This window comes from Duganella sp. Dugasp56 (assembly GCF_047304105.1).
Lineage (GTDB): Bacteria > Pseudomonadota > Gammaproteobacteria > Burkholderiales > Burkholderiaceae_D > Rugamonas > Rugamonas hordei.
Map to the genome: position 1 here is coordinate 76,486 of NZ_JBGLYQ010000001.1, position 18,035 is coordinate 94,520.

Genomic DNA, 18,035 nt, shown 5'->3' on the forward strand with positions numbered 1-18,035 from the left:
CGGTCGTTCGCGCCTATCGGAGTTGGCGCCGCCACGGCGTCGGACTGCTCCTGCCTCGCGACGGAGTAAAATGGCGGCAAGCACATGCACTCTGAACGGGACCACACTTGAACCGCACCGCCCCAGCCTCCATCACCAAGCTTGAACAGCAGCTGCTGCAGCCCGGCGTCAAGGGACTGCCGATCACCATGCCGCTGCGCCAGGCGGACATCGCAGCCCAGCACTGGAACGTGTTGCGGGCGGAGACCGGCTTTCCGGTGGCGCTGCTGAAGATCTCGGCGCTGGAGCACAACCTGCAATGGATGCGGCGCTTCTGCGCGCAGTACGGCGCGCAACTGGCGCCTCACGGCAAGACCACGATGAGCCCCCAGCTGTTCGACGCCCAGCTGTCCAACGGCGCCTGGGGCATGACGCTGGCCACCGCCGCGCAAGTGCAGGTGGCCTACCGCTTCGGCGTGCGGCGCGTGCTGTTGGCCAACCAGCTGGTGGCGCCGGCCGACATCCACGCCATGCTGACGCTGATGCAGCGCGATCCATCGTTCGAGTTCTACGCGCTGGTCGATTCCAGCGCCGGCGTGGCGCGCCTGTCGCAGGCGGCGAAAAAGCTGGGCATGCAGCGGCCCTTGCCGCTGCTGGTGGAGCTGGGCCTGGCCGGCAAACGCGCCGGCTGCCGGAGCACGGACCAGGCCCTGGCGCTGGCGCGAGAGGTCGCCGCCGCGCCCGGCCTCGAACTGGCCGGCATGGAGGGCTACGAGGGCCTGCTGCACAGCCACGACGCGAAGCAGGACCGCGAGGCCGTCGGCGGCTTTGTCGGTCAATTGTCCGAGCTGCTGCGCCAGGCCGACGCCGAGCAGCTGTTCACGCGCGACCAGATCCTGCTGTCGGCGGGCGGCTCCGCCTACTTCGACCTGGTCGCCGCAGGCTTCGCGCAGGTCAAGGGCTTGTCGCGCACGGTGCTGCCGGTGCTGCGCAGCGGCTGCTACTTGACCAGCGACCACGGCTTCTATAACGGCATGATCGCCCAGCTCAACGAGCGCGAAGGCACGGCGCAGGACCAGGGCCTGCGGCCGGCGCTGGAAGTGTGGAGCATGGTGCTGTCGCGTCCCGAGCCGACGCTGGCGATACTGGGCATGGGCAAGCGCGACGCCTCTTACGACATGGACCTGCCGCGCGCCCTGCTGTCGCACCGCCCGGGCACGGCCGCGGCCAGGCCCGCAGCGTTGCCGGACGGCTGCCGCATCGAGAAAATGAACGACCAACACGCCTATCTGCGGCTGCCGGAGGGCCATGCCATCGGAGCGGAACTGGAGGTCGGCGACCTGATAGGCTGCGGCATTTCGCACCCCTGCACCACCTTCGACAAGTGGCCCCTGATCCTGGCGGTAGACGACGACTACAGCGTGCGCCACGCCGTCAATACCTTCTTTTAGGCCGCGCCTGCGGGCAGGTGCTTCTTCATGACGGCGAACATCTGCTCGACGTCGATCGGCTTGCCGATGAAATCGTCCATGCCGGCGGCGATGCACTGCTCGCGCTCGGACTCCATCACGCCGGCCGTCATCGCGATCACCGGCAAGGCCAGCGCCAGCTCGGTGCGAATCGCGCGCGTCGCCGCAAAGCCGTCCATGACCGGCATCTGCACGTCCATCAACACCATGTCGTAGCCGCTGCTCTCGCGCAGGCGCGCAAGCGCGGCCTCGCCGTTGTCCGCCACCGTCACCACGGCGCCGGCGTGTTCAAGGATGCCGCGCGCCACATGCTGGTTGATCAGGTTGTCCTCGACCAGCAGCACGCGCAGGCCCGCAAACGCCGGTGCCGCCACCGGATCGCCGTCCACCGCGCCAACCGGGCGATGCGCCAGCGCCGTCTGCATCGCGTCGAACAGTGTGGACGATGTCACCGGCTTGGTCAGGAATGCCGACGCGCTGTTCGACGCGGCTTCCTCTACCAGCTTGTTGCGCCCGAACGCGTTGACCATGCAGATCACCGGCACGCCCGGCATCTGCCGCTGGATCGCGCTCATGGCGGCCGGACCGTCCATGCCGGGCATCTGCCAGTCCACCAGCGCCGCATCGTAAGTCCGTCCGCCATCCAGCAGCTCCAGCGCTTCCTCGCCCGAGGCCACGACATCGCAGGTCCAGTTCCAGCCCATGATGGTCTTGCCGAGGAAGGAGCGGCTGGTCGGGTTGTCGTCCACCACCAGCAGGTGCAGACGGCCGGCCTGCTTGCCGGTCTCCGCCGCCGCCTCGCCGGAAGGGTTCATCGGCAGCGTAAACGCAAACGTGCTGCCCTCCCCGACCACGCTGTGCACGGCGATGGTCCCGCCCAGCAGCTCGATCAGGCCCTTGGAGATCGTCAGTCCCAGCCCGGTGCCGCCGAAGCGCCGTGTGGTCGACAGGTCGCCCTGCGTGAACGGCGAGAACAAACGCGCCAGCTGTTCCCCGCTCATGCCGATGCCGGTGTCGCGCACGGTAAAGCGCAGCATCAGCAGCGGGCCGTCGCCGTCCGCGCGCTCCACCAGCACCGACACCTCGCCCTGCGCGGTGAACTTGATGGCGTTGCCGGTCAGGTTGACCAGTATCTGCTGCAGGCGCAGCGCGTCGCCCACCAGCATGCGCGGCACGTCCAGCTCCACGCCGATGCACAGCTCCAGGTTCTTTTCGCCGACGCTGACGCTCATGATGCTGGCCAGCGAATGCAGCACCTCGTCCAGATGGAAGCTCGCCGGATGGATTTCGATCTTCCCGGCGGTCATCTTGGAGTAGTCCAGGATATCGTTCAGTATCCCCAGCAGCGACTGTCCGGAAGCCCGTATCATCTCCAGGTAGCGTGCCTGCTCCTGCGACAGCCCGGTGGTGCTGAGCAAATGCGCCATGCCCAGCACGGCGTTCATCGGCGTGCGCAGTTCGTGGCTCATATTGGCCACGAAGATGTCCTTGGCGGCGCTGGCGATCTGCACCTGCTCCATCGCCTGCCGCAGTTCCGTTTCGGCGCGCTTCTGCTCCGTGACGTCGCGCACGATGCCGACGAACAGCGGCTGGCCTTCGACATGCAGCGCCCGTATCGACAGCTGCAGCGCGAAGGTGGTGCCGTTCTTGCGCAGTCCCTCCAGCTCGACATTGTTCTTGCCTACCACCGTCGGCGCGCCGCCGCCAAGGTAGCGCTTCATGCCCGCGTCATGCGCGCCCCGCATCCGCTCCGGCATCAGCCGCACGATGTTGGAACCGACCGCCTCCTCCGTCGTATAGCCGAAAATGCCCGAGGCGGCGCGGTTGAACGATTCGATCACGCCACTGGCGTTGATGGTGATGATGCCGTCGCCGACGTTTTCCATCACGGTGCGCGTGCGCAGCTCCTTGTCGATCGCCTCGCGCCGGGCCGATTTCAGTTGCAGCGTGCGTTCCTCGATCACGCTTTCCAGGCGGTCGCGGTACTGCTGCAGTTCCGTCTCCACCGCGTGCAGCGTCTGCAGGGCATCGTCGGCCTCGAGGAAGGTCGGCCGCGCGCGCCCGCGCCCGGAGACGGCGCCGCCGCCGCGCCCCAGCGCGGTCGCCGCCAGCGACAGCATGCTGACCGAATCGCCGATGCGGCGCGCAAAGTACCAGGCCATCGCGACGCCCATCGCCAGCAGTCCCGCCACCAACAGGCTGATCCACCTGATCGATTTCAGCATCTCCGCCAGCACCGTGCTGCGCGGGACGGCGATCACCACCGCCCATCCGGTGGCCGTCGAATGGCTGATCATCGAATACACCGGCGTTCCCTCGTGGGTGGTCGATTCGATCACCGCGTCGCCGCTGCGCCCCATCTGCGCCAGCAGCGAGGGCGAGCCAGGTTTGCCGATGTATTTTTCAGGTTCGAGTGTGCGCGCCACAGTCACGCCCTGCGTATCGAAAATGCCGGCCACCCGTCCCTTCGACAATCCCTGTTCCATCAACACCTTGCCCAGCCGCTCCGGCACGAAGCCCACCGAGATACAGTAGATCACCTTGCCGTCGCGGATCACCGGCACGTGCACCGCCACCAGCGGCCGTTTCAGCGCGCCGCCGATAAACACATCCGACACCACCGTCCGCCCGGTATCGAACACCTTGCGGATGCGTTCGAGGCTGCCCGGATCGGCCATCGATCCGCCGAACGGCCGCACGGTGTTGAGCAGCTGGACCGAGTCGCGGTCGCTCAGCACAAAATTAAAGCCGGGGAATTCGGGACCCAGTGCCCGCGTGGCCTGGCGGTGGAACGCGGTCAGGTCGCCCCGGTCCAGGCTGGGCGAATGGCTCAAGGCCAACGCCAGGGAGATGCCTGTGTTCAGGTCGCGGTCGACCACCCGCATCAGGGCGCGCGCGGTGATCAGCGCCTCATGCTGGATCTGCGCGCGTTCGCGCTCGAAGAAGTTATTCGCCAACAGCGCAAAGCCGACAACGGCCGGCAGCGCGCAGGCCCACACCAAAGTGTAGATCTGCGTCCGGATCGACGGCAGCGGGCGTCGGGCGGCTGGCTTCATCTACAACCTGGCGCCCAGGCTGAGCACCGCCGCCACGTTGCGCGCGGCGCTGCGCACGTTCTGCGCCGCCTCGGCCAGCGCCTGCTCGACGCTGCACGGGCGAGCGACCGCCGCGAACACGGCGTCAATGCCGTGCTGGTGCACCACGCCGGCGCCCGGCGCCAGACAGCCGGCGATGCCGATCACCGGCTTGCCGTGCCGCTGCGCCACGCGCGCCACGCCGATCGGCGTCTTGCCGTGGATGGACTGGCTGTCGATGCGGCCTTCGCCGGTGATCACCAGGTCGGCGTCTGCCACGGCCGCATCCAGCCCGACCGCCGCCGTCACGATCTCGCTGCCGGGACGCAGCCGGCCGCCGAGGAACACCAGCATCGCCGCCGCGATGCCGCCGCCGGCGCCGGAGCCCGGCACATCGGCCACCTCGGCCAGCTGCCGCCCCAGGTCGCGGGCGACGATGGCGGCGTAGTGGCGCAGGTTGTCGTCCAGTTGCAGGACCGTGGCGACATCGGCGCCTTTTTGCGGGCCGAAGATATGCGAGGCTCCCTGCGGGCCGACCAGCGGGTTGCTGACGTCGCAGGCGACGTCGAATTGCGCCTCGGCGATGCGCGCATCGAGACCGGCGGCATCGATCCGGGCCAGCGCGCGCAAGGCGCCGCCGCCGGCGCACAGCTCGGCGCCGCCGGCATCGAGCATGCGCACGCCCAGCGCCTGCAGCATGCCGGCGCCGCCGTCGTTGGTGGCGCTGCCGCCCACGCCCAGCACGAAGCGCCGCGCGCCGGCGTCGAGCGCATGGCGTATCAACTCGCCGGTGCCGTAGCTGGTGGTGCGCATCGGATCGCGCTGCGCGGGCGCCAGCAGTTCCAGCCCGCTGGCGGCGGCCATTTCGATCACCGCTGTTTTCCCATCCCCCATCATGCCGTAGAACGCGGCGACCGGCGCGCCCAGCGGGCCGGCGACCTGCAGCTCAATGCGGCGCCCGCCGCTGGCGTCTATCATCGCCTGCACCGTGCCTTCGCCGCCGTCGGCCACCGGCAGCTTGCGATACTCGGCGTCCGGGAAGAACTCGCGGAAGCCGGCCTCGATTTCATTGGCCACCTCCATCGCGGTCAGGCTCTCCTTGAACGAGTCGGGCGCAATCACAATTTTCATCAGGGAAACCCAATCAACAGTCGATACAGCAAGTATCGCACCAAACAGCAACATGCTGGCCGCCGATTCGCGGATTTGGCTTGCCCATATAACAACAACCTCGGCACAAGCGCCAACTTCCTGTATTATTTGCCGTTGCCTGAAACGGCTCATGAGGCCGTCTTGGGAACAGAGATAAACACAATAAAATTGGAGCCATTTTGAGCATCTTTAGAACAAAGAACCTTGACGACATGATCGCCAACAGCCGCAAACCCGGCGGCCTGGCGAAAGTACTCGGTCCCTTCGACCTGATCCTGATGGGTATCGGCGCCATCGTCGGCACCGGCATCTTCGTCCTGACCGGCACCGGCGCCGTCACCGCCGGCCCCGCGCTGACGCTGTCGTTCATCGTCGCCGCCATCGCCTGCGGCTTTGCCGCGCTGTGCTACGCGGAATTCGCTTCCACCATCCCGGTGGCCGGCTCCATCTACACCTACACTTACGCCACCCTCGGCGAACTGGCCGCCTGGATGATAGGCTGGGACCTGCTGCTCGAATACGGCCTGGCCACGTCGGCGGTATCGGTCGGCTGGTCCGGCTACTTCCAGTCGCTGATCGCCGGCTTCGGCATCCATCTTCCGGTCGCCTTGACGGCCGCTCCGGGCGCGCTGCCCGGCGTGCACACGCTGATCAACCTGCCGGCGCTGTGCATCATGCTGGTGCTGACCGCGATGCTGAGCTGGGGCGTGCGTGAATCGGCCCGCCTGAACAACGTCATGGTGGCGATCAAGGTCGGCGTGGTGCTGCTGTTCATCGTGGTCGGCGCGCGTCACGTGCAGCCGGCCAACTGGCAGCCGTTCCTGCCGTTCGGCTACAACGGCATGCTGAGCGCCGCCGCGCTGGTGTTCTTCGCCTTCATCGGCTTCGACGCCGTGACCTCGGCCGCCGAGGAAGTGAAACGCCCCGAGCGCGATCTGCCGATCGGCATCATCGGTTCGCTGGCCGCCTGCACCATCCTGTACGTGGTGGTGTCGGCCATCATGACCGGCATCGTGCCGTACCAGCAATTCCTCGGCATCGACCATCCGGTGTCGCTGGCGCTGCAGCACGCGGGCGAGAACTGGTTCGCCGGCTTCGTCGACCTGGGCGCGATCCTGGGCATGACCACCGTGATCCTGGTGATGGCCTACGGCCAGACCCGCATCATCTTCGCCATGTCGCGCGACGGCCTGCTGCCGAAGCGCCTGTCGAAGGTGCATCCGCGCTTCCACACGCCGTTCTTCGCCACCTGGCTGGTCGGCATCGTGTTCGGCCTGATCGCCGCCGTGGTGCCGCTGAACGTGCTGACGGAGCTGATCAACATCGGCACGCTGGCCGCATTCAGCCTGGTGTCGATCGCCGTTATCATCCTGCGCAAAACCCGCCCAGACCTGAAGCGCGCCTTCCGCTGCCCGGGCGTGCCGGTGATCCCGGCGCTGGCCGTTATCTTCTGCGTCATGCTGATGACCTATCTGAGCTCGTTCACCTGGATCGCCTTCGTGATCTGGCTGGTGATCGGCCTGGCGATCTACTTCGGCTACGCCCGCAAGCGCTCGGAACTGAACTAAGTATCTGAATTATCTTCGCCGCCGGCTGTCCTGCCGGCGGCAGTCCACTAGACAACGATCAGGTCCAGCTCGCGCAGGAAGCTGGCCGCCTGCGCGTGCGAGATGATCGCGCCTTTGAACAGGCCGGCCTCGGTCAGCTTCACGCCTTCGATATCCGCGCCCCGCAAATCCGCTCCCTGGAATTTCGCCAGCTTCAACGTGGCATTGCGCAGGCTGCCGCCTTCAAACACCGCTTCGCGGAAATCGCATCCGGCCAGGTAGGCGTCGGAAAAATCCAGCTCCTTCAGCGTCATCTTCTTGAACGACATGGCGCGCAGGTCGGCGCCCACCAGCAGGCTTTCCTCGAAGCTGATGCCGAGGTGCGCGACTTCCTCGAACGACGCGCCGGTCAGCTTGCAGCCGCGGTAGGACACCGCCGCCAGCTTGGCGCGGCGCCACTTGGTGTTATTCAGGTCGCAGCCATCGAAGCGCGCGTCGACCGCATCCACCACTCGAAATCCGCGCCACCGCCGCGGCAGCGCAGCCAGCTGCTACGCGCCAGCTTGGCGGCGAACAGGCTGGCGTCGACAAAGGTGCAGCGTTCGAAGGTGCAGCCTTGCAGGTCGAGACGCGACAGGTCGGCGTCGTCGAAGCTGCAGTTGTCGAAGCTGCGCACCGGTTGCGCAAGGTGCTCTTCCAGTGCGGCCCTGTCCAGCGTTGCGCCGGAGACTCTGGTGTTCGTGGTTTCAGTCATTTTTCGCTGGACCATACTTTCATCGTTTGATTCGACAGCAGCTTGCACTTGCCGCCGTCATTGACATAGGTGCGCATGAACTGGTAACGGTTGCTGCGGAAGGTCTTGCCGTCGGCGTTCCACTGATCGACGGTGCTCAGGCCGCGCAGCACCACGGTGTCGCCCTGGATGTGGGCATGGACGTCGCTGGTGGTGCGGGCCTTGTAGACGATAGCCGGCTTTTCGGAACGGGCCAGGATGACGGCCTTGGTCTCGACCTGCGCTCCCAGCGTGTGGACCCAGACGTAGTCGTCCGCCAGCAGGTCCCGCAGGAACGGTACATCGCCGAGCCGCAGCGCTTCTTCATACTGGGAATCGCGCGCGACCAGGGCATCGGTCGGCAGGCATGGCGCGGCCAGGACGGAGGTCGGGAGTGCCCAGCATAGGCACAACAGGAGCTTTTTCATCTATCATTCCAATCATGAAAATTACATGCTTCGATATCGGCGGTAGCGCCATCAAGTGCGCCAGCGCGGCTGCGGACGGCAGCATCGGCCCCTTGCGCCGCGTCCCCACGCCCACGAACGACTTTGCCGCGTTCACCGCGGCCATGGGTGCCTTGATCGCCGACGGCGGCCCCTCTGACGGCGTCGCCATCTCCATCGCGGGAGTGATCGATCCCGCCGACGGCCGCATCAAGTGCGCAAATATACCCTGCATCGACGGCCGAGCGCTAGCCGCGGATCTTGAGGATGCCTTTAAACTGCCGGTCTGGATCGCCAACGACGCCGACAGCTTCGCGCTGGCCGAGGCGCAGGCCGGCGCGGGACGTGGCCACGCCAACGTCTTCGGGCTGATATTGGGCACCGGCGTCGGCGGCGGACTGGTGATCGAGGGCCGGCTGATCGGCGGTCCAGGCGGCTTTGCCGGCGAATGGGGCCACGGCCCGGTCGCCGCCCACTTTGCCGGCACGCCGCCGGTGGCGATTCCGCGCTTCGCCTGCGGCTGCGGCCAGACCGGCTGCCTCGATACGGTGGGCGGCGCGCGCGGGCTGGAGCGCCTGCACCACGCGCTGCACGGCGCGGCGCTCGACAGCCGCCAGATCATCGCCGCATGGGAGGCCGGCGCGGCCGACGCGGAGCGCACGGTGGACTGTTTCATCGACCTGCTGTGCGGGCCGCTGGCGATGCTGGTCAATACCATCGGCGCCTCGGTGCTGCCGGTCGGCGGCGGCCTGGCCAACAGCGCGCCGCTGATCGCGCGGCTCGACAGCGCGGTGCGCGGCGCCATCCTGCGCAAGACCGATGGCCCCATCATCGTGCCGGGACAGGCGGGCGCCGAGCCGGGACTGATCGGCGCCGCGTGGCTGGGACTGGGCAAACTTGGAGGTGCACATGGCTGAAATCATGTTGGAAGTCTGCGTCGACAATGTGGATGGCCTGGCGGCCGCCATCGCCGGCGGCGCCGACCGGATCGAACTGTGCTCGGCGCTGGAGATCGGCGGCCTGACCCCTTCGGCGGGGCTGATGCGGGTGGCGGCGGCCAGCACGGTGCCGGTCTACGCGATGATACGTCCGCGCGGCGGCGAATTCATCTTCGACGACGTCGAGGTGCAGCTGATGCTCAATGAGATCGACGCCGTCGCTTCGGCCGGCCTGCAGGGGGTGGTGCTGGGCGTGTCGCTGCGCGACGGCCGCCTGGACCAGCAAACGCTGGACCGGCTGATACGGCGGGCCCGCGACCACGCGCTGCCGGCAACGCTGCATCGGGCGATCGACCTGTGTCCCGACATTGCGCAGGCGACCAGGCTGGCGATAGACCTCGGCTTCGAGCGCATCCTGACCTCGGGCGGCGCCAAGAGCGCCCTGCAGGGCATGGACGGCTTGCGGCGCTGCTTCGACGCGGCCGCCGGGAGCATCGCCGTCATGCCCGGCGCCGGCATCAACGCCGAGAATATCGGGCAGTTGCGGGCGCGCCTGCCGCTGCAGGAGGTGCATGCCTCGTGTTCGGCGCCGTCGCCGGTGTCCGGCGCGCCGGCGCTGGCCTTCGGCTTCGACAGCGGCAACCGCCGCCAGACCAGCCGCGAACGCGTCAGCGCGCTGAAGGAAGCCCTGCTTTAGCCACCGTCCCGCCGCCTCCCTCTTGAAACTCCGGGCAGTTTGTGTGACACTCGTCCGTATTGCAGTGAAACCGGTTTCACTTTTAGCTGGAGCACCCTGTTTGGCGTTCGATCCGACTATTCTGGCACCCTACCTCGGCGACCTGGCGGCCGGCGCCCGCCTGACCGCGGTCGCCTGCGCGCTGGCCCTGGCCGGCGGCCTCGCACTGGGCATCGTGGCCGCGCTGATGCGCACCGCCGCCTCGCCGCTGGCCCGCCGCGCGGCAAATGCCTATGTCGACATCTTCCGCAACGTCCCCTTCATCGTGCAGCTGTTCTTCCTGTTCTACGGCCTGCCCGAAATCGGCATCGAACTGGATGCCTTCGGCACCGGTGTCCTGGCGCTGTCGCTGGCCGGCGGCGCCTTCACCTCGGACGCGATCCGCTCCGGCATCCTTGCCATCGAACCCGGCGTGCTGGAAGCGGCCCAGGTGAGCGGCCTGTCGCGGCTGACGATCTACCGCCGGATCGTGCTGCCGATCGCGCTGCGCACCTCGGTCCGGCCGCTGGGCTCCGTGTTCGTCAACCTGATACTGACGTCGTCCATCCTGTCCGCGATCACGGTCAATGAACTGACCGGCAGCGCCAAGATCGTCGCCGCCGACACCTTCCAGCCGTTCGAGGTGTACGCCCTGCTGCTGCTGGCCTACGTGACGCTGACGTATCTGGTCTCGCTGTCGGCCGGCGCCCTGCACCGCCGCCTGAACCGCGACCGCGCACTGGGCAGCTGATGCGCTATTCCGACTTCACGCCCAACGACATCCTGCTGCTGCTGCAAGGGCTGGGCGTATCCGTCGCGCTGTTCGCCGCCACCACCGCCATCGGACTGCTGATCGGCCTGGCCTGGGCCGTGCTGCGCTACTATCGCACGCCGCTCTTGGCGCCATTGGCCGGCGCCGTCGCCGAGCTGCTGAAAAATTCGCCGGTGCTGGTGCAGCTGTTCCTGGTCTTCTTCGGCCTGCCGGTGCTGCTGGAGACCGACCTGACGCCGGTGCAGGCGGCCGTCATCACCCTGTCCGGCAATACCGCCGCCTTCATCTACGTGATCGCCGTGTCGGCCATCGAATCGGTCGGCCGCGAACAGCTGGAAACGGCGCGGGTATTCGGCATGAGCCGCTGGCAGGTGCTGCGCCACGTCGTCGCGCCGCAGGCCGCCGCGTTCGGACTCGGGCCGCTGACCGGATTGCTGGTCAACCAGCTCCAGGTCACATCGCTGATCTCGGTGGTCGGTGTGCTGGACCTGACCAAGATCGGCCACATCCTGAACCTGCGCACCTTGAAGCCCTTCATCGTCTGGACGGTGGTCGGGCTGCTGTACTACCTGATGGCCAAGCTGATCGCCAGGGCCTGCGCGGGCCTCGAGACGCGCTTGCGCGCGCATAGTCAATGGAAGGGTTTGTAGCATGATCGAGATCGAGGGCGTGGGGAAGAAATTCGGCGCCACCACCGTGTTGGATGGCGTAGACCTGCGCATTGCGCCGGGCGAAGTGGTGTCCATCCTCGGCGCCAGCGGCTCCGGCAAATCCACGCTGATACGCTGCATCAACGGACTGGAAAAACTGGACCGGGGCAGCATCGCCGTCGATGGCCATCGCGTCGACGACCCGAAACAACTGCAACTGGCGCGCCGCTGCTCCGGCACAGTATTCCAGCTGTTTAACCTGTACCCGCACATGACGGCGCTGCAGAACATCGCGCTGGCGCCGGTGGAAGTGCTGAAAATCCCGCGCCGCCAGGCCGAGGAGGAAGCGCGCGCCTTGCTCGCCTCCGTCGGACTGGTCGACCGGGCCAACGCCTTCCCCGCCCAGCTGTCCGGCGGACAGCGCCAGCGCGTCGGCATCTGCCGCGCCTTGGCGATGAAGCCGCGCTACCTGCTGCTGGACGAGGTGACCAGCGCGCTGGATCCGGAGATGACGGCCGAAGTGCTGGACATCCTCGCCAAGCTCGCCGCAGCGGGCACCACGATGCTGTTCGTCACCCACGAAATCGAATTCGCGCGCAGCATCTCCAACCGCGTCGTCTTCCTCGACCAGGGGCGCCTGCTGGCCGACCTGCCGACCGCACAATTCTTTGCCGCCGATGGCGGCCTGGCGCATCCACGCATCGCCCAATTCCTTTCACGTATGAGCAAATCATGAGAATGCTGCTTGCAAACGCCGAGGCCTGGCCCGGCTTCGATACCACCGTCGAGCTGCTGAAAAGCGGCGGCGCCGGCATAGACGCCATGGTGGCCGGTATCGCCAAGGTCGAACGCGAAGCCAAGGTGCGCAGCGTCGGCTATGGCGGCTGGCCGAACATGATAGGCGACATGGAGTTCGACGCCGGCGTGATGGACGGCACCACGCGCGACGTCGGCGCGGTCGGCGCCGTGCCGGCCACGCTGCCGGTCGCCGCGCTGGCCCATGAGGTGATGAAGCACCTGCCGCACGTGATGCTGACCGGTGCCGGCGCCCGCCGCTTCGCCACCGAACGCGGTTTCGCCGTCGACGACACGCTGCACCCGGACAGCAAGCGCGTATGGTGGGAGCGGCTGCAGAAGGAGATGTCGCCCGAGCAGCTGGCCGCCTTCCCCGATATTCCACTGGCCCCGCTCAGCAACACGATCACCGATCCGGAGCGGGTGCGCGACACCACCGTCTTCCTCGCGCGCGACGCCGCCGAGGGCCTGGGCGTGGTCACGTCGACCTCCGGCTGGGCGTGGAAATATCCGGGCCGGCTCGGCGATTCGCCCATCGTCGGCGCGGGCTTCTACGCCGACAGCCGCTACGGCGCCGCCGCCTGCACCCACACCGGCGAGATGACGATGCGCTGCGGGACTTCGCGCAGCATCGTGCTGGCGATGCGGCTGGGTTATTCTCTGGAGGACGCCGTCAAGCTGGCGGTGGAGGAACTGTCCGAACTGAAGACGGGCTTCCTGGCCGGCGTGGTGATCCACGCGATCGACGCCAAGGGGAATCACAAGGTCGTCAACTATCGCAACGAGGAAGAGATACGCTACTGGTACTGGGACGAACGGATGGCCGCGCCGGAACTGCGCGTCGCCGGCACTATCTAGAAAGGACTGCACATGCTGAATAAACTGTTCGCCGTCGCGGCGCTGGCCATGCTCGCGGCCAGCGCCCAGGCCGGCCGCATCGAAGAAATCAAGGCGCGCGGCTATGTGCGCATCGGGGTCTCGCTGGGCGGCGAGCCGGTCGGCTTCCGCAACGCCAAGAACGAACCGGTGGGCTACGACGTCGACGTCGCCACGCAGCTGGCGGCCAGGCTGGGGGTGCCGGTGCGGTTCTCCGACGTCTCCAGCGATGCCCGCATCTCGATGCTGATGTCGAAGCAGCTCGACCTGGTGGTGGCCAACGTGTCGATCACGCCGCAGCGCGCCCGCGTGGTGGACTTCTCGATGCCCTACAACCAGGCCGGCCTGCGCGTCATCGTGCAAAAGAGCGCGGGCATCAAGACGCTGGCGGACCTGAACGGCAAGCGTGTGGTGATCGGCCGCGGCACGCCGGGCGACGCCTTCCTCAAGCAATCCGCGCCGCGCGCAATTCCCGTCTACACCGACAACTTCGCGCCGGACGGCGTGCTGCTGCTGCAGCAAAAACGCGCCGACGCCGGCATCGAGGATTCGTCGTTGCTGGACTACCTGGCCAGCAGGGGCGACCAGCTGGATACCCTGCCCGGCCTGTACTCGAACAGTCCGATCGGCATCGCGATGGCCAAAGGCGATCCCGAGCTGCTGAAGTTTGTGAACGCCTTCGTGGCCGACTACGTCAGGAGCGGCGCCTACGCGGCCAACTACAAGAAATGGTGGGGCGCCAAGACCGCGCCGCCGGTTCTGGAAGGCGCTAGCCGGTAAGGCGCGGCACGAAGCGCGTGGCGACCAGCACATGGGCGCTGTTTTGCGCCAGCTCCGCCGGCTGGTTCAGTATCCGCACAATCTGCGCGACGTATTCCTTTTTGTCGGCGCCTATCGACGAAATCGGATAGGCGTCGAACTGCGTCAGCGAGACATTGTCGAAGCCGTACAGGCGGAAGCGCGCCGGCCGGTGCTCGGGGAAGTGCCGGCGATGCGCATCGAGCACGCCCATCGCCATCGCATCGGACGTGCAGAACACGGCGCCGGTGCCTTCCACATCGATCTGCTGCGCCAGCGCGCGGCCGCTGGCATATGAATAGTCCCCCGCCAGCTCGTCCAGCAGCTTGATGCCGTGCCGCTGCAAGGCTTGCCGGTACGACGCCACGCGCGCCTGCTCGACCAGCGACATCATGCGTCCCGTCAGCAGCGTCGCCGTGCGCACGCCCTTGCCCGCCGCATCGGCCACTGCTTCGGCGATGCCCTGCGCCTCGTCCATCGTCACCGACGACGCGCCCTCGTCGTGATGCCCGTTCAGCATCAGCACCGCGTTATTGCGAAACATGCTGCGCACCGTGGCGGCGTCGGCAAAGTCGGAAAACACCAGCGCGGCATCGACGTGATAGGCCACGCCGTCGCGCAGGAAGCGCTCCGCGTCCTCGCCGGCGCCGACGCGGATGAAGATGACCTGCTTGCCGATCGCCTGTATCTGCGCCAGCAGCAGGTCGAACAAATCCAGGTCCGACAGGTCGTGGATGTGGTTGACGAGGATGGCGACCAGGTTGACGGTCTTGCTGGCCAGCCCGCGCGCCAGCAGGTTGGGACGGAAGCCCAGCGTTTCCGCCGCCCGCACCACGCGCTCGCGCTTGTCGGCCGATACCGGCCGTGGCTGCGCCGACAGCGCCCGCGACGCGATCGCCCGCGATACGCCGGCCAGCGTCGCGACATCGGACAAGGTGGGTTCTGGAGCGGGTTTCCGGGCATCGGTCATGGATCGATTATAACCGGCCAGGGTGCCCTATCCCACAGACAAGGCCGTCGAAACCTCATACGCTAAGGGATAAGACAAAGAATAAGGCACGTCATTGCGAAGGAGACCGCATGAGTACCAATCAATGGTTCCTGCTGGTCGGCTGCCTGATGCTGGCGCGCGGACTGGCGGCGACGACGATCTCGCGTTCGCCCTTTACTTCGGCCATCGTCTACCTTGGCGTCGGCATCCTGCTGGGCCCGACCTTGCTGAATATTTTCGGCTTCGACCCGAAGCGCGAATCCGCCCTGCTTGAAATCATGGCGCAGATCGCGCTGTTGATTTCGCTGTTCTCGGCCGGTATCAAGATGCCGGTGCCGTTCAAGCTGAAACGCTGGGACGCTCCGCTGCGGCTGGCGTGGATTTCCATGACCCTGACCGTGGCGCTGGTCGCCCTGTTCGGCTACTACGTGCTGCAGCTTCCCGCCGGCGCGGCGGTGCTGCTGGGCGGGATCCTGGCGCCCACCGATCCGGTGCTGGCCACCGATGTCCAGGTGCGCCACGCGGGCGACAAGGACCAGCTGCGCTTCACGCTGACCTGCGAAGCCGGCATGAACGACGGCAGCGCCTTCCCCTTCGTCCTGTTGGGCCTCGGCATGCTGGGCCTGCCGGAGGCCGGCGGGCATCACCTGCACTGGCTGCTGGTGGACGTCCTGTGGGGCACCATCGGGGCGATCCTGGTCGGCGTGGCGGCCGGCGCCGGCGTCGCCCGGCTGGGCTGGCAGCTGCGCATCGTCGAGCCCAAGCACGAGATCATGGACGATCTGGTGGGGCTCGGGATGATCGGCGTGGTCTACGGCGTCGCCAGCCTGTGCAAGACCTCGGGCTTCCTGGCCGTGTTCTTTGCCGCCGTCGCCTTGCGCCAGACCGAGTTGATACTGGCCGGCGCGCCAAAGGACCGCCACGGCCTGATGGAGCCGGACACCGCCAAATCCGAAGTCGCGCAGGCCAGCGAGACGCACGAGGCGCCGCAGGTGGTCAGCACGGAGGCGCTGGCGTTCAAGGAACACCTGGAGCGCCTGTCCGAGCTGACGCTGGTGCTGCTGTTGGGCGGCATGATCTCGCTGCGCCAAATGGACTGGCAGGCCGTGGGCACGGCCGCCTTCCTGTTCCTGGTCGCCCGTCCGCTCAGCGTGTTTGCCGGGCTGGCGGGCAGCGCGACCAGCATGCGCATGCGCGCCATGACCGGCTGGTTCGGCGTGCGCGGCATCGGCTCGATCTTCTACCTGATGTTCGCCGTCGAAGCCGGCCTGCCCGCCGCGCTGGCCGAGCAGCTGACGCGCATCGCGCTGTTTGTCGTCATGTTGTCGATACTGGTCCACGGTTTCAGCGTCAAGCCGCTGATGGACACCCTCTGGCGCCGAACTTGAGCCGATTGGACCTGCGTCAACAACAGACCGCCCGACCTGTGGGATCGTCTTGCGATGAGCGACGCAGACAACTATCACATCGAAAGGGCCAGCCACAGGGTCGGCGACCAAGGCCTGCTGCTGCGCTGGCGCGAACTGCTGGCGGAAAGCGAAAGCCCCGGGCGGCTGTACCAAAGCCCGGAATTTTTCGACTACCTGCTGGCCACCGCCGCCGATGACGGACCGCCGGAACTGCTGCTGCTGCGCGAACGCGCCGGCGGCGCCATCGTCGGCGTCATCCCCATCGCGCTGCGCCGGCACAGTTTCAACTTCGCGGCCGGCCGGCGCCAGCTGGCCCGCGTCGCCATCCCCAGCATCGTACTGCTGGGCAGCGCGCCGCTGATGCCGGCGCGGACCGAGCTGTTCGCGCTGCTGCTGCGCTTCCTGCTGGCCGAATACCCGCGCCACCAGGCCGTGTCGCTGACCGCGTTGCCGCAGGACAGCACACTGTGGCGCTGCATCAGCGGCACCGGCGATTTCGCCCGCGGCTACCAGTTGCATCTGCTCAACGACTGGCGCGATTGCCACCAGATACCGCTGCCGGCCACCTTCGAACACTTCCTGTCGCAGTTCAGCTCCAAGCGGCGCTACAACCTCAAGCGCCAGCAGCGCCAGCTGCGCGATCACGGCCAGGGCCGGCTCGACTTCCACTGCATCGAGCATCCCGGGCAACTGGACATGCTGCGCACCGCGCTGGCCGCGCTGACCACGCCCGCGCACCGCAGCGAGCTGTGGACCGAGGCAGACCTGCTCGGCTTCGCCCGGCGCGGCATGCTGCTCTGCTATCAGCTCGATTGCGGCGGCCAGGCCTGCGCGCTGATGCTGGGCTTGCGTTCCGGCGGCACGCTCTATCTGTTCAACATCCTGCACGACAGCGCGCTCGACCATTTATCGGTCGGCACCACGATGCTGCACCTGGCGATCGAAGACCTGTGCGACCGGCGCCATTTCTCAATGATCGACCTGGGCTACGGCACGCCCGGCCACAGCTACCAGTCCACCAACGTCACCGTGCAGCGCGCACATCTGCTGTTGATGCGACGCAACCTGAGGAACCGCCTGGCAAGTCAGCTGCACCATGGTTTTTCCAGCGCCATCGACTGGCTCAAGAAGAACAAAAAAAGATAGCTTTTCAAAGAACCTTGTCATGTGGCCGGGCGCATCATGCGCCACGGCCTATACCCGCTATGCGCGCGGCGCGGTCACGGCAAGAGCGCCGTCGCGTAGGATGCGCTCTCCAACTGGAGACTTCATGACTACTTTTAACGACGAACAACTGGCCGCGCTGGAACCCGTACACAACTACTTCCAGGGTCACGCCCAGGACAACGCCGCCTTCATGCGCCAGGCCTTCCTGCCGAGCGCGCATATCGAATCAATGCGCGACGGCGTATTCACCTCCTGGCCGCTGGACGTGTACTGCGAGCGTTTCAAAGGCACGCCGGCTGCCGACGAGCCAACCCGCAAGCGCAGCGTCGACTGGATCGAGGTGCACGGCAGCGCCGCCAGCGCCCGCATCACGCTGGAGCACGGCGCGATGAAATTTGTCGACTACTTCGTGCTGCTGAAAACCGAACAGGGCTGGAAGATCGCCAACAAGGCCTTCCACGGCCAGGCGGCGACGTAGTTTCTAT

General features: G+C 66.9%; 18 protein-coding genes. 12 read left to right on the top strand and 6 right to left on the bottom strand.

The features are described from left to right. Positions 1–107 precede the first annotated feature (107 nt). Complete coding sequence (locus ACCD07_RS00355) at positions 108–1,430, top strand: amino acid deaminase (protein ID WP_413446155.1); 1,323 nt, start codon at positions 108–110, stop codon at positions 1,428–1,430. Here ACCD07_RS00355 and ACCD07_RS00360 read toward each other — a convergent pair. Next, positions 1,427–4,504, bottom strand: coding sequence for a response regulator (locus ACCD07_RS00360; protein WP_413446156.1), 3,078 nt, complete (start codon positions 4,502–4,504; stop codon positions 1,427–1,429). The two genes, ACCD07_RS00355 and ACCD07_RS00360, sit on opposite strands and share 4 nt — an antisense overlap. Then, positions 4,505–5,653 (bottom strand): glycerate kinase, encoded by a 1,149-nt coding sequence (locus ACCD07_RS00365; RefSeq protein ID WP_413446157.1) that lies wholly within the window; start codon positions 5,651–5,653, stop codon positions 4,505–4,507. It lies immediately after the preceding gene. Positions 5,654–5,853: 200 nt separating this feature from the next. Between ACCD07_RS00365 and ACCD07_RS00370 the strand changes: the two genes are divergently transcribed. After that, complete coding sequence (locus tag ACCD07_RS00370) at positions 5,854–7,242, top strand: amino acid permease (protein WP_353403589.1); 1,389 nt, start codon at positions 5,854–5,856, stop codon at positions 7,240–7,242. A 47-nt stretch (positions 7,243–7,289) separates the two neighbouring features. Here the strand turns inward: ACCD07_RS00370 and ACCD07_RS00375 are convergent, their stop codons facing one another. The 3 genes from ACCD07_RS00375 to ACCD07_RS00385 are packed head-to-tail and all read right to left on the bottom strand — an operon-like array spanning position 7,290 to position 8,421. After that, complete coding sequence (locus tag ACCD07_RS00375) at positions 7,290–7,730, bottom strand: pentapeptide repeat-containing protein (protein WP_413446158.1); 441 nt, start codon at positions 7,728–7,730, stop codon at positions 7,290–7,292. Next, entirely contained in the window at positions 7,691–7,975 is a 285-nt protein-coding gene (locus ACCD07_RS00380) for a pentapeptide repeat-containing protein (protein WP_413446159.1), read from the bottom strand. Before ACCD07_RS00380 ends, ACCD07_RS00375 begins: the two co-directional genes overlap by 40 nt. Further along, on the bottom strand, positions 7,972–8,421 hold the full coding sequence (locus tag ACCD07_RS00385; protein WP_413446160.1) for a nuclear transport factor 2 family protein: 450 nt from the start codon (positions 8,419–8,421) through the stop codon (positions 7,972–7,974). Before ACCD07_RS00385 ends, ACCD07_RS00380 begins: the two co-directional genes overlap by 4 nt. Positions 8,422–8,435: 14 nt before the next feature. Here ACCD07_RS00385 and ACCD07_RS00390 point away from each other — a divergent pair, with 14 nt between their 5' ends. The 7 genes from ACCD07_RS00390 to ACCD07_RS00420 all read left to right on the top strand — a co-directional run bounded on the left by ACCD07_RS00390 (position 8,436) and on the right by ACCD07_RS00420 (position 13,965). Next, positions 8,436–9,356 carry an ROK family protein gene (locus ACCD07_RS00390; protein WP_413446161.1) on the top strand — a complete coding sequence of 307 codons (921 nt, stop codon included), beginning with the start codon at positions 8,436–8,438 and terminating at the stop codon, positions 9,354–9,356. Continuing rightward, a complete protein-coding gene (locus tag ACCD07_RS00395; protein ID WP_413446162.1) occupies positions 9,349–10,074 on the top strand; it encodes a copper homeostasis protein CutC in 726 nt (241 codons plus the stop codon). The genes ACCD07_RS00390 and ACCD07_RS00395 overlap by 8 nt, the downstream gene beginning before the upstream one ends. A 100-nt stretch (positions 10,075–10,174) precedes the next feature. Then, positions 10,175–10,843: an amino acid ABC transporter permease gene (locus tag ACCD07_RS00400; RefSeq protein WP_413446163.1), complete on the top strand. Its 669-nt coding sequence runs from the start codon at positions 10,175–10,177 to the stop codon at positions 10,841–10,843. Further along, positions 10,843–11,514, top strand: a complete 672-nt coding sequence (locus tag ACCD07_RS00405) for an amino acid ABC transporter permease (RefSeq protein WP_176650984.1) — start codon at positions 10,843–10,845, stop codon at positions 11,512–11,514. Before ACCD07_RS00400 ends, ACCD07_RS00405 begins: the two co-directional genes overlap by 1 nt. Position 11,515: 1 nt before the next feature. Continuing rightward, the gene (locus ACCD07_RS00410; RefSeq protein WP_413446164.1) at positions 11,516–12,250 is read left to right on the top strand and encodes an amino acid ABC transporter ATP-binding protein; all 735 of its coding nucleotides are present in this window, start codon (positions 11,516–11,518) and stop codon (positions 12,248–12,250) included. Then, on the top strand, positions 12,247–13,167 hold the full coding sequence (locus ACCD07_RS00415) for an isoaspartyl peptidase/L-asparaginase (protein ID WP_353403582.1): 921 nt from the start codon (positions 12,247–12,249) through the stop codon (positions 13,165–13,167). The genes ACCD07_RS00410 and ACCD07_RS00415 overlap by 4 nt, the downstream gene beginning before the upstream one ends. Positions 13,168–13,179: 12 nt before the next feature. Further along, a complete protein-coding gene (locus ACCD07_RS00420; protein ID WP_413446165.1) occupies positions 13,180–13,965 on the top strand; it encodes a transporter substrate-binding domain-containing protein in 786 nt (261 codons plus the stop codon). Here ACCD07_RS00420 and ACCD07_RS00425 read toward each other — a convergent pair. Then, entirely contained in the window at positions 13,955–14,953 is a 999-nt protein-coding gene (locus ACCD07_RS00425; protein WP_413446166.1) for a LacI family DNA-binding transcriptional regulator, read from the bottom strand. The two genes, ACCD07_RS00420 and ACCD07_RS00425, sit on opposite strands and share 11 nt — an antisense overlap. Before the next feature lie 110 nt (positions 14,954–15,063). Between ACCD07_RS00425 and ACCD07_RS00430 the strand changes: the two genes are divergently transcribed. The 3 genes from ACCD07_RS00430 (at position 15,064) to ACCD07_RS00440 (ending at position 18,028) form a co-directional block, all read left to right on the top strand. Next, positions 15,064–16,362 (top strand): cation:proton antiporter, encoded by a 1,299-nt coding sequence (locus ACCD07_RS00430; RefSeq protein WP_413446167.1) that lies wholly within the window; start codon positions 15,064–15,066, stop codon positions 16,360–16,362. Between the two features lie 54 nt (positions 16,363–16,416). Next, complete coding sequence (locus ACCD07_RS00435) at positions 16,417–17,529, top strand: GNAT family N-acetyltransferase (protein WP_413446168.1); 1,113 nt, start codon at positions 16,417–16,419, stop codon at positions 17,527–17,529. Positions 17,530–17,653: 124 nt separating this feature from the next. Next, positions 17,654–18,028 (top strand): nuclear transport factor 2 family protein, encoded by a 375-nt coding sequence (locus ACCD07_RS00440; RefSeq protein WP_176650991.1) that lies wholly within the window; start codon positions 17,654–17,656, stop codon positions 18,026–18,028. The last annotated feature ends 7 nt before the right edge of the window (positions 18,029–18,035 follow it).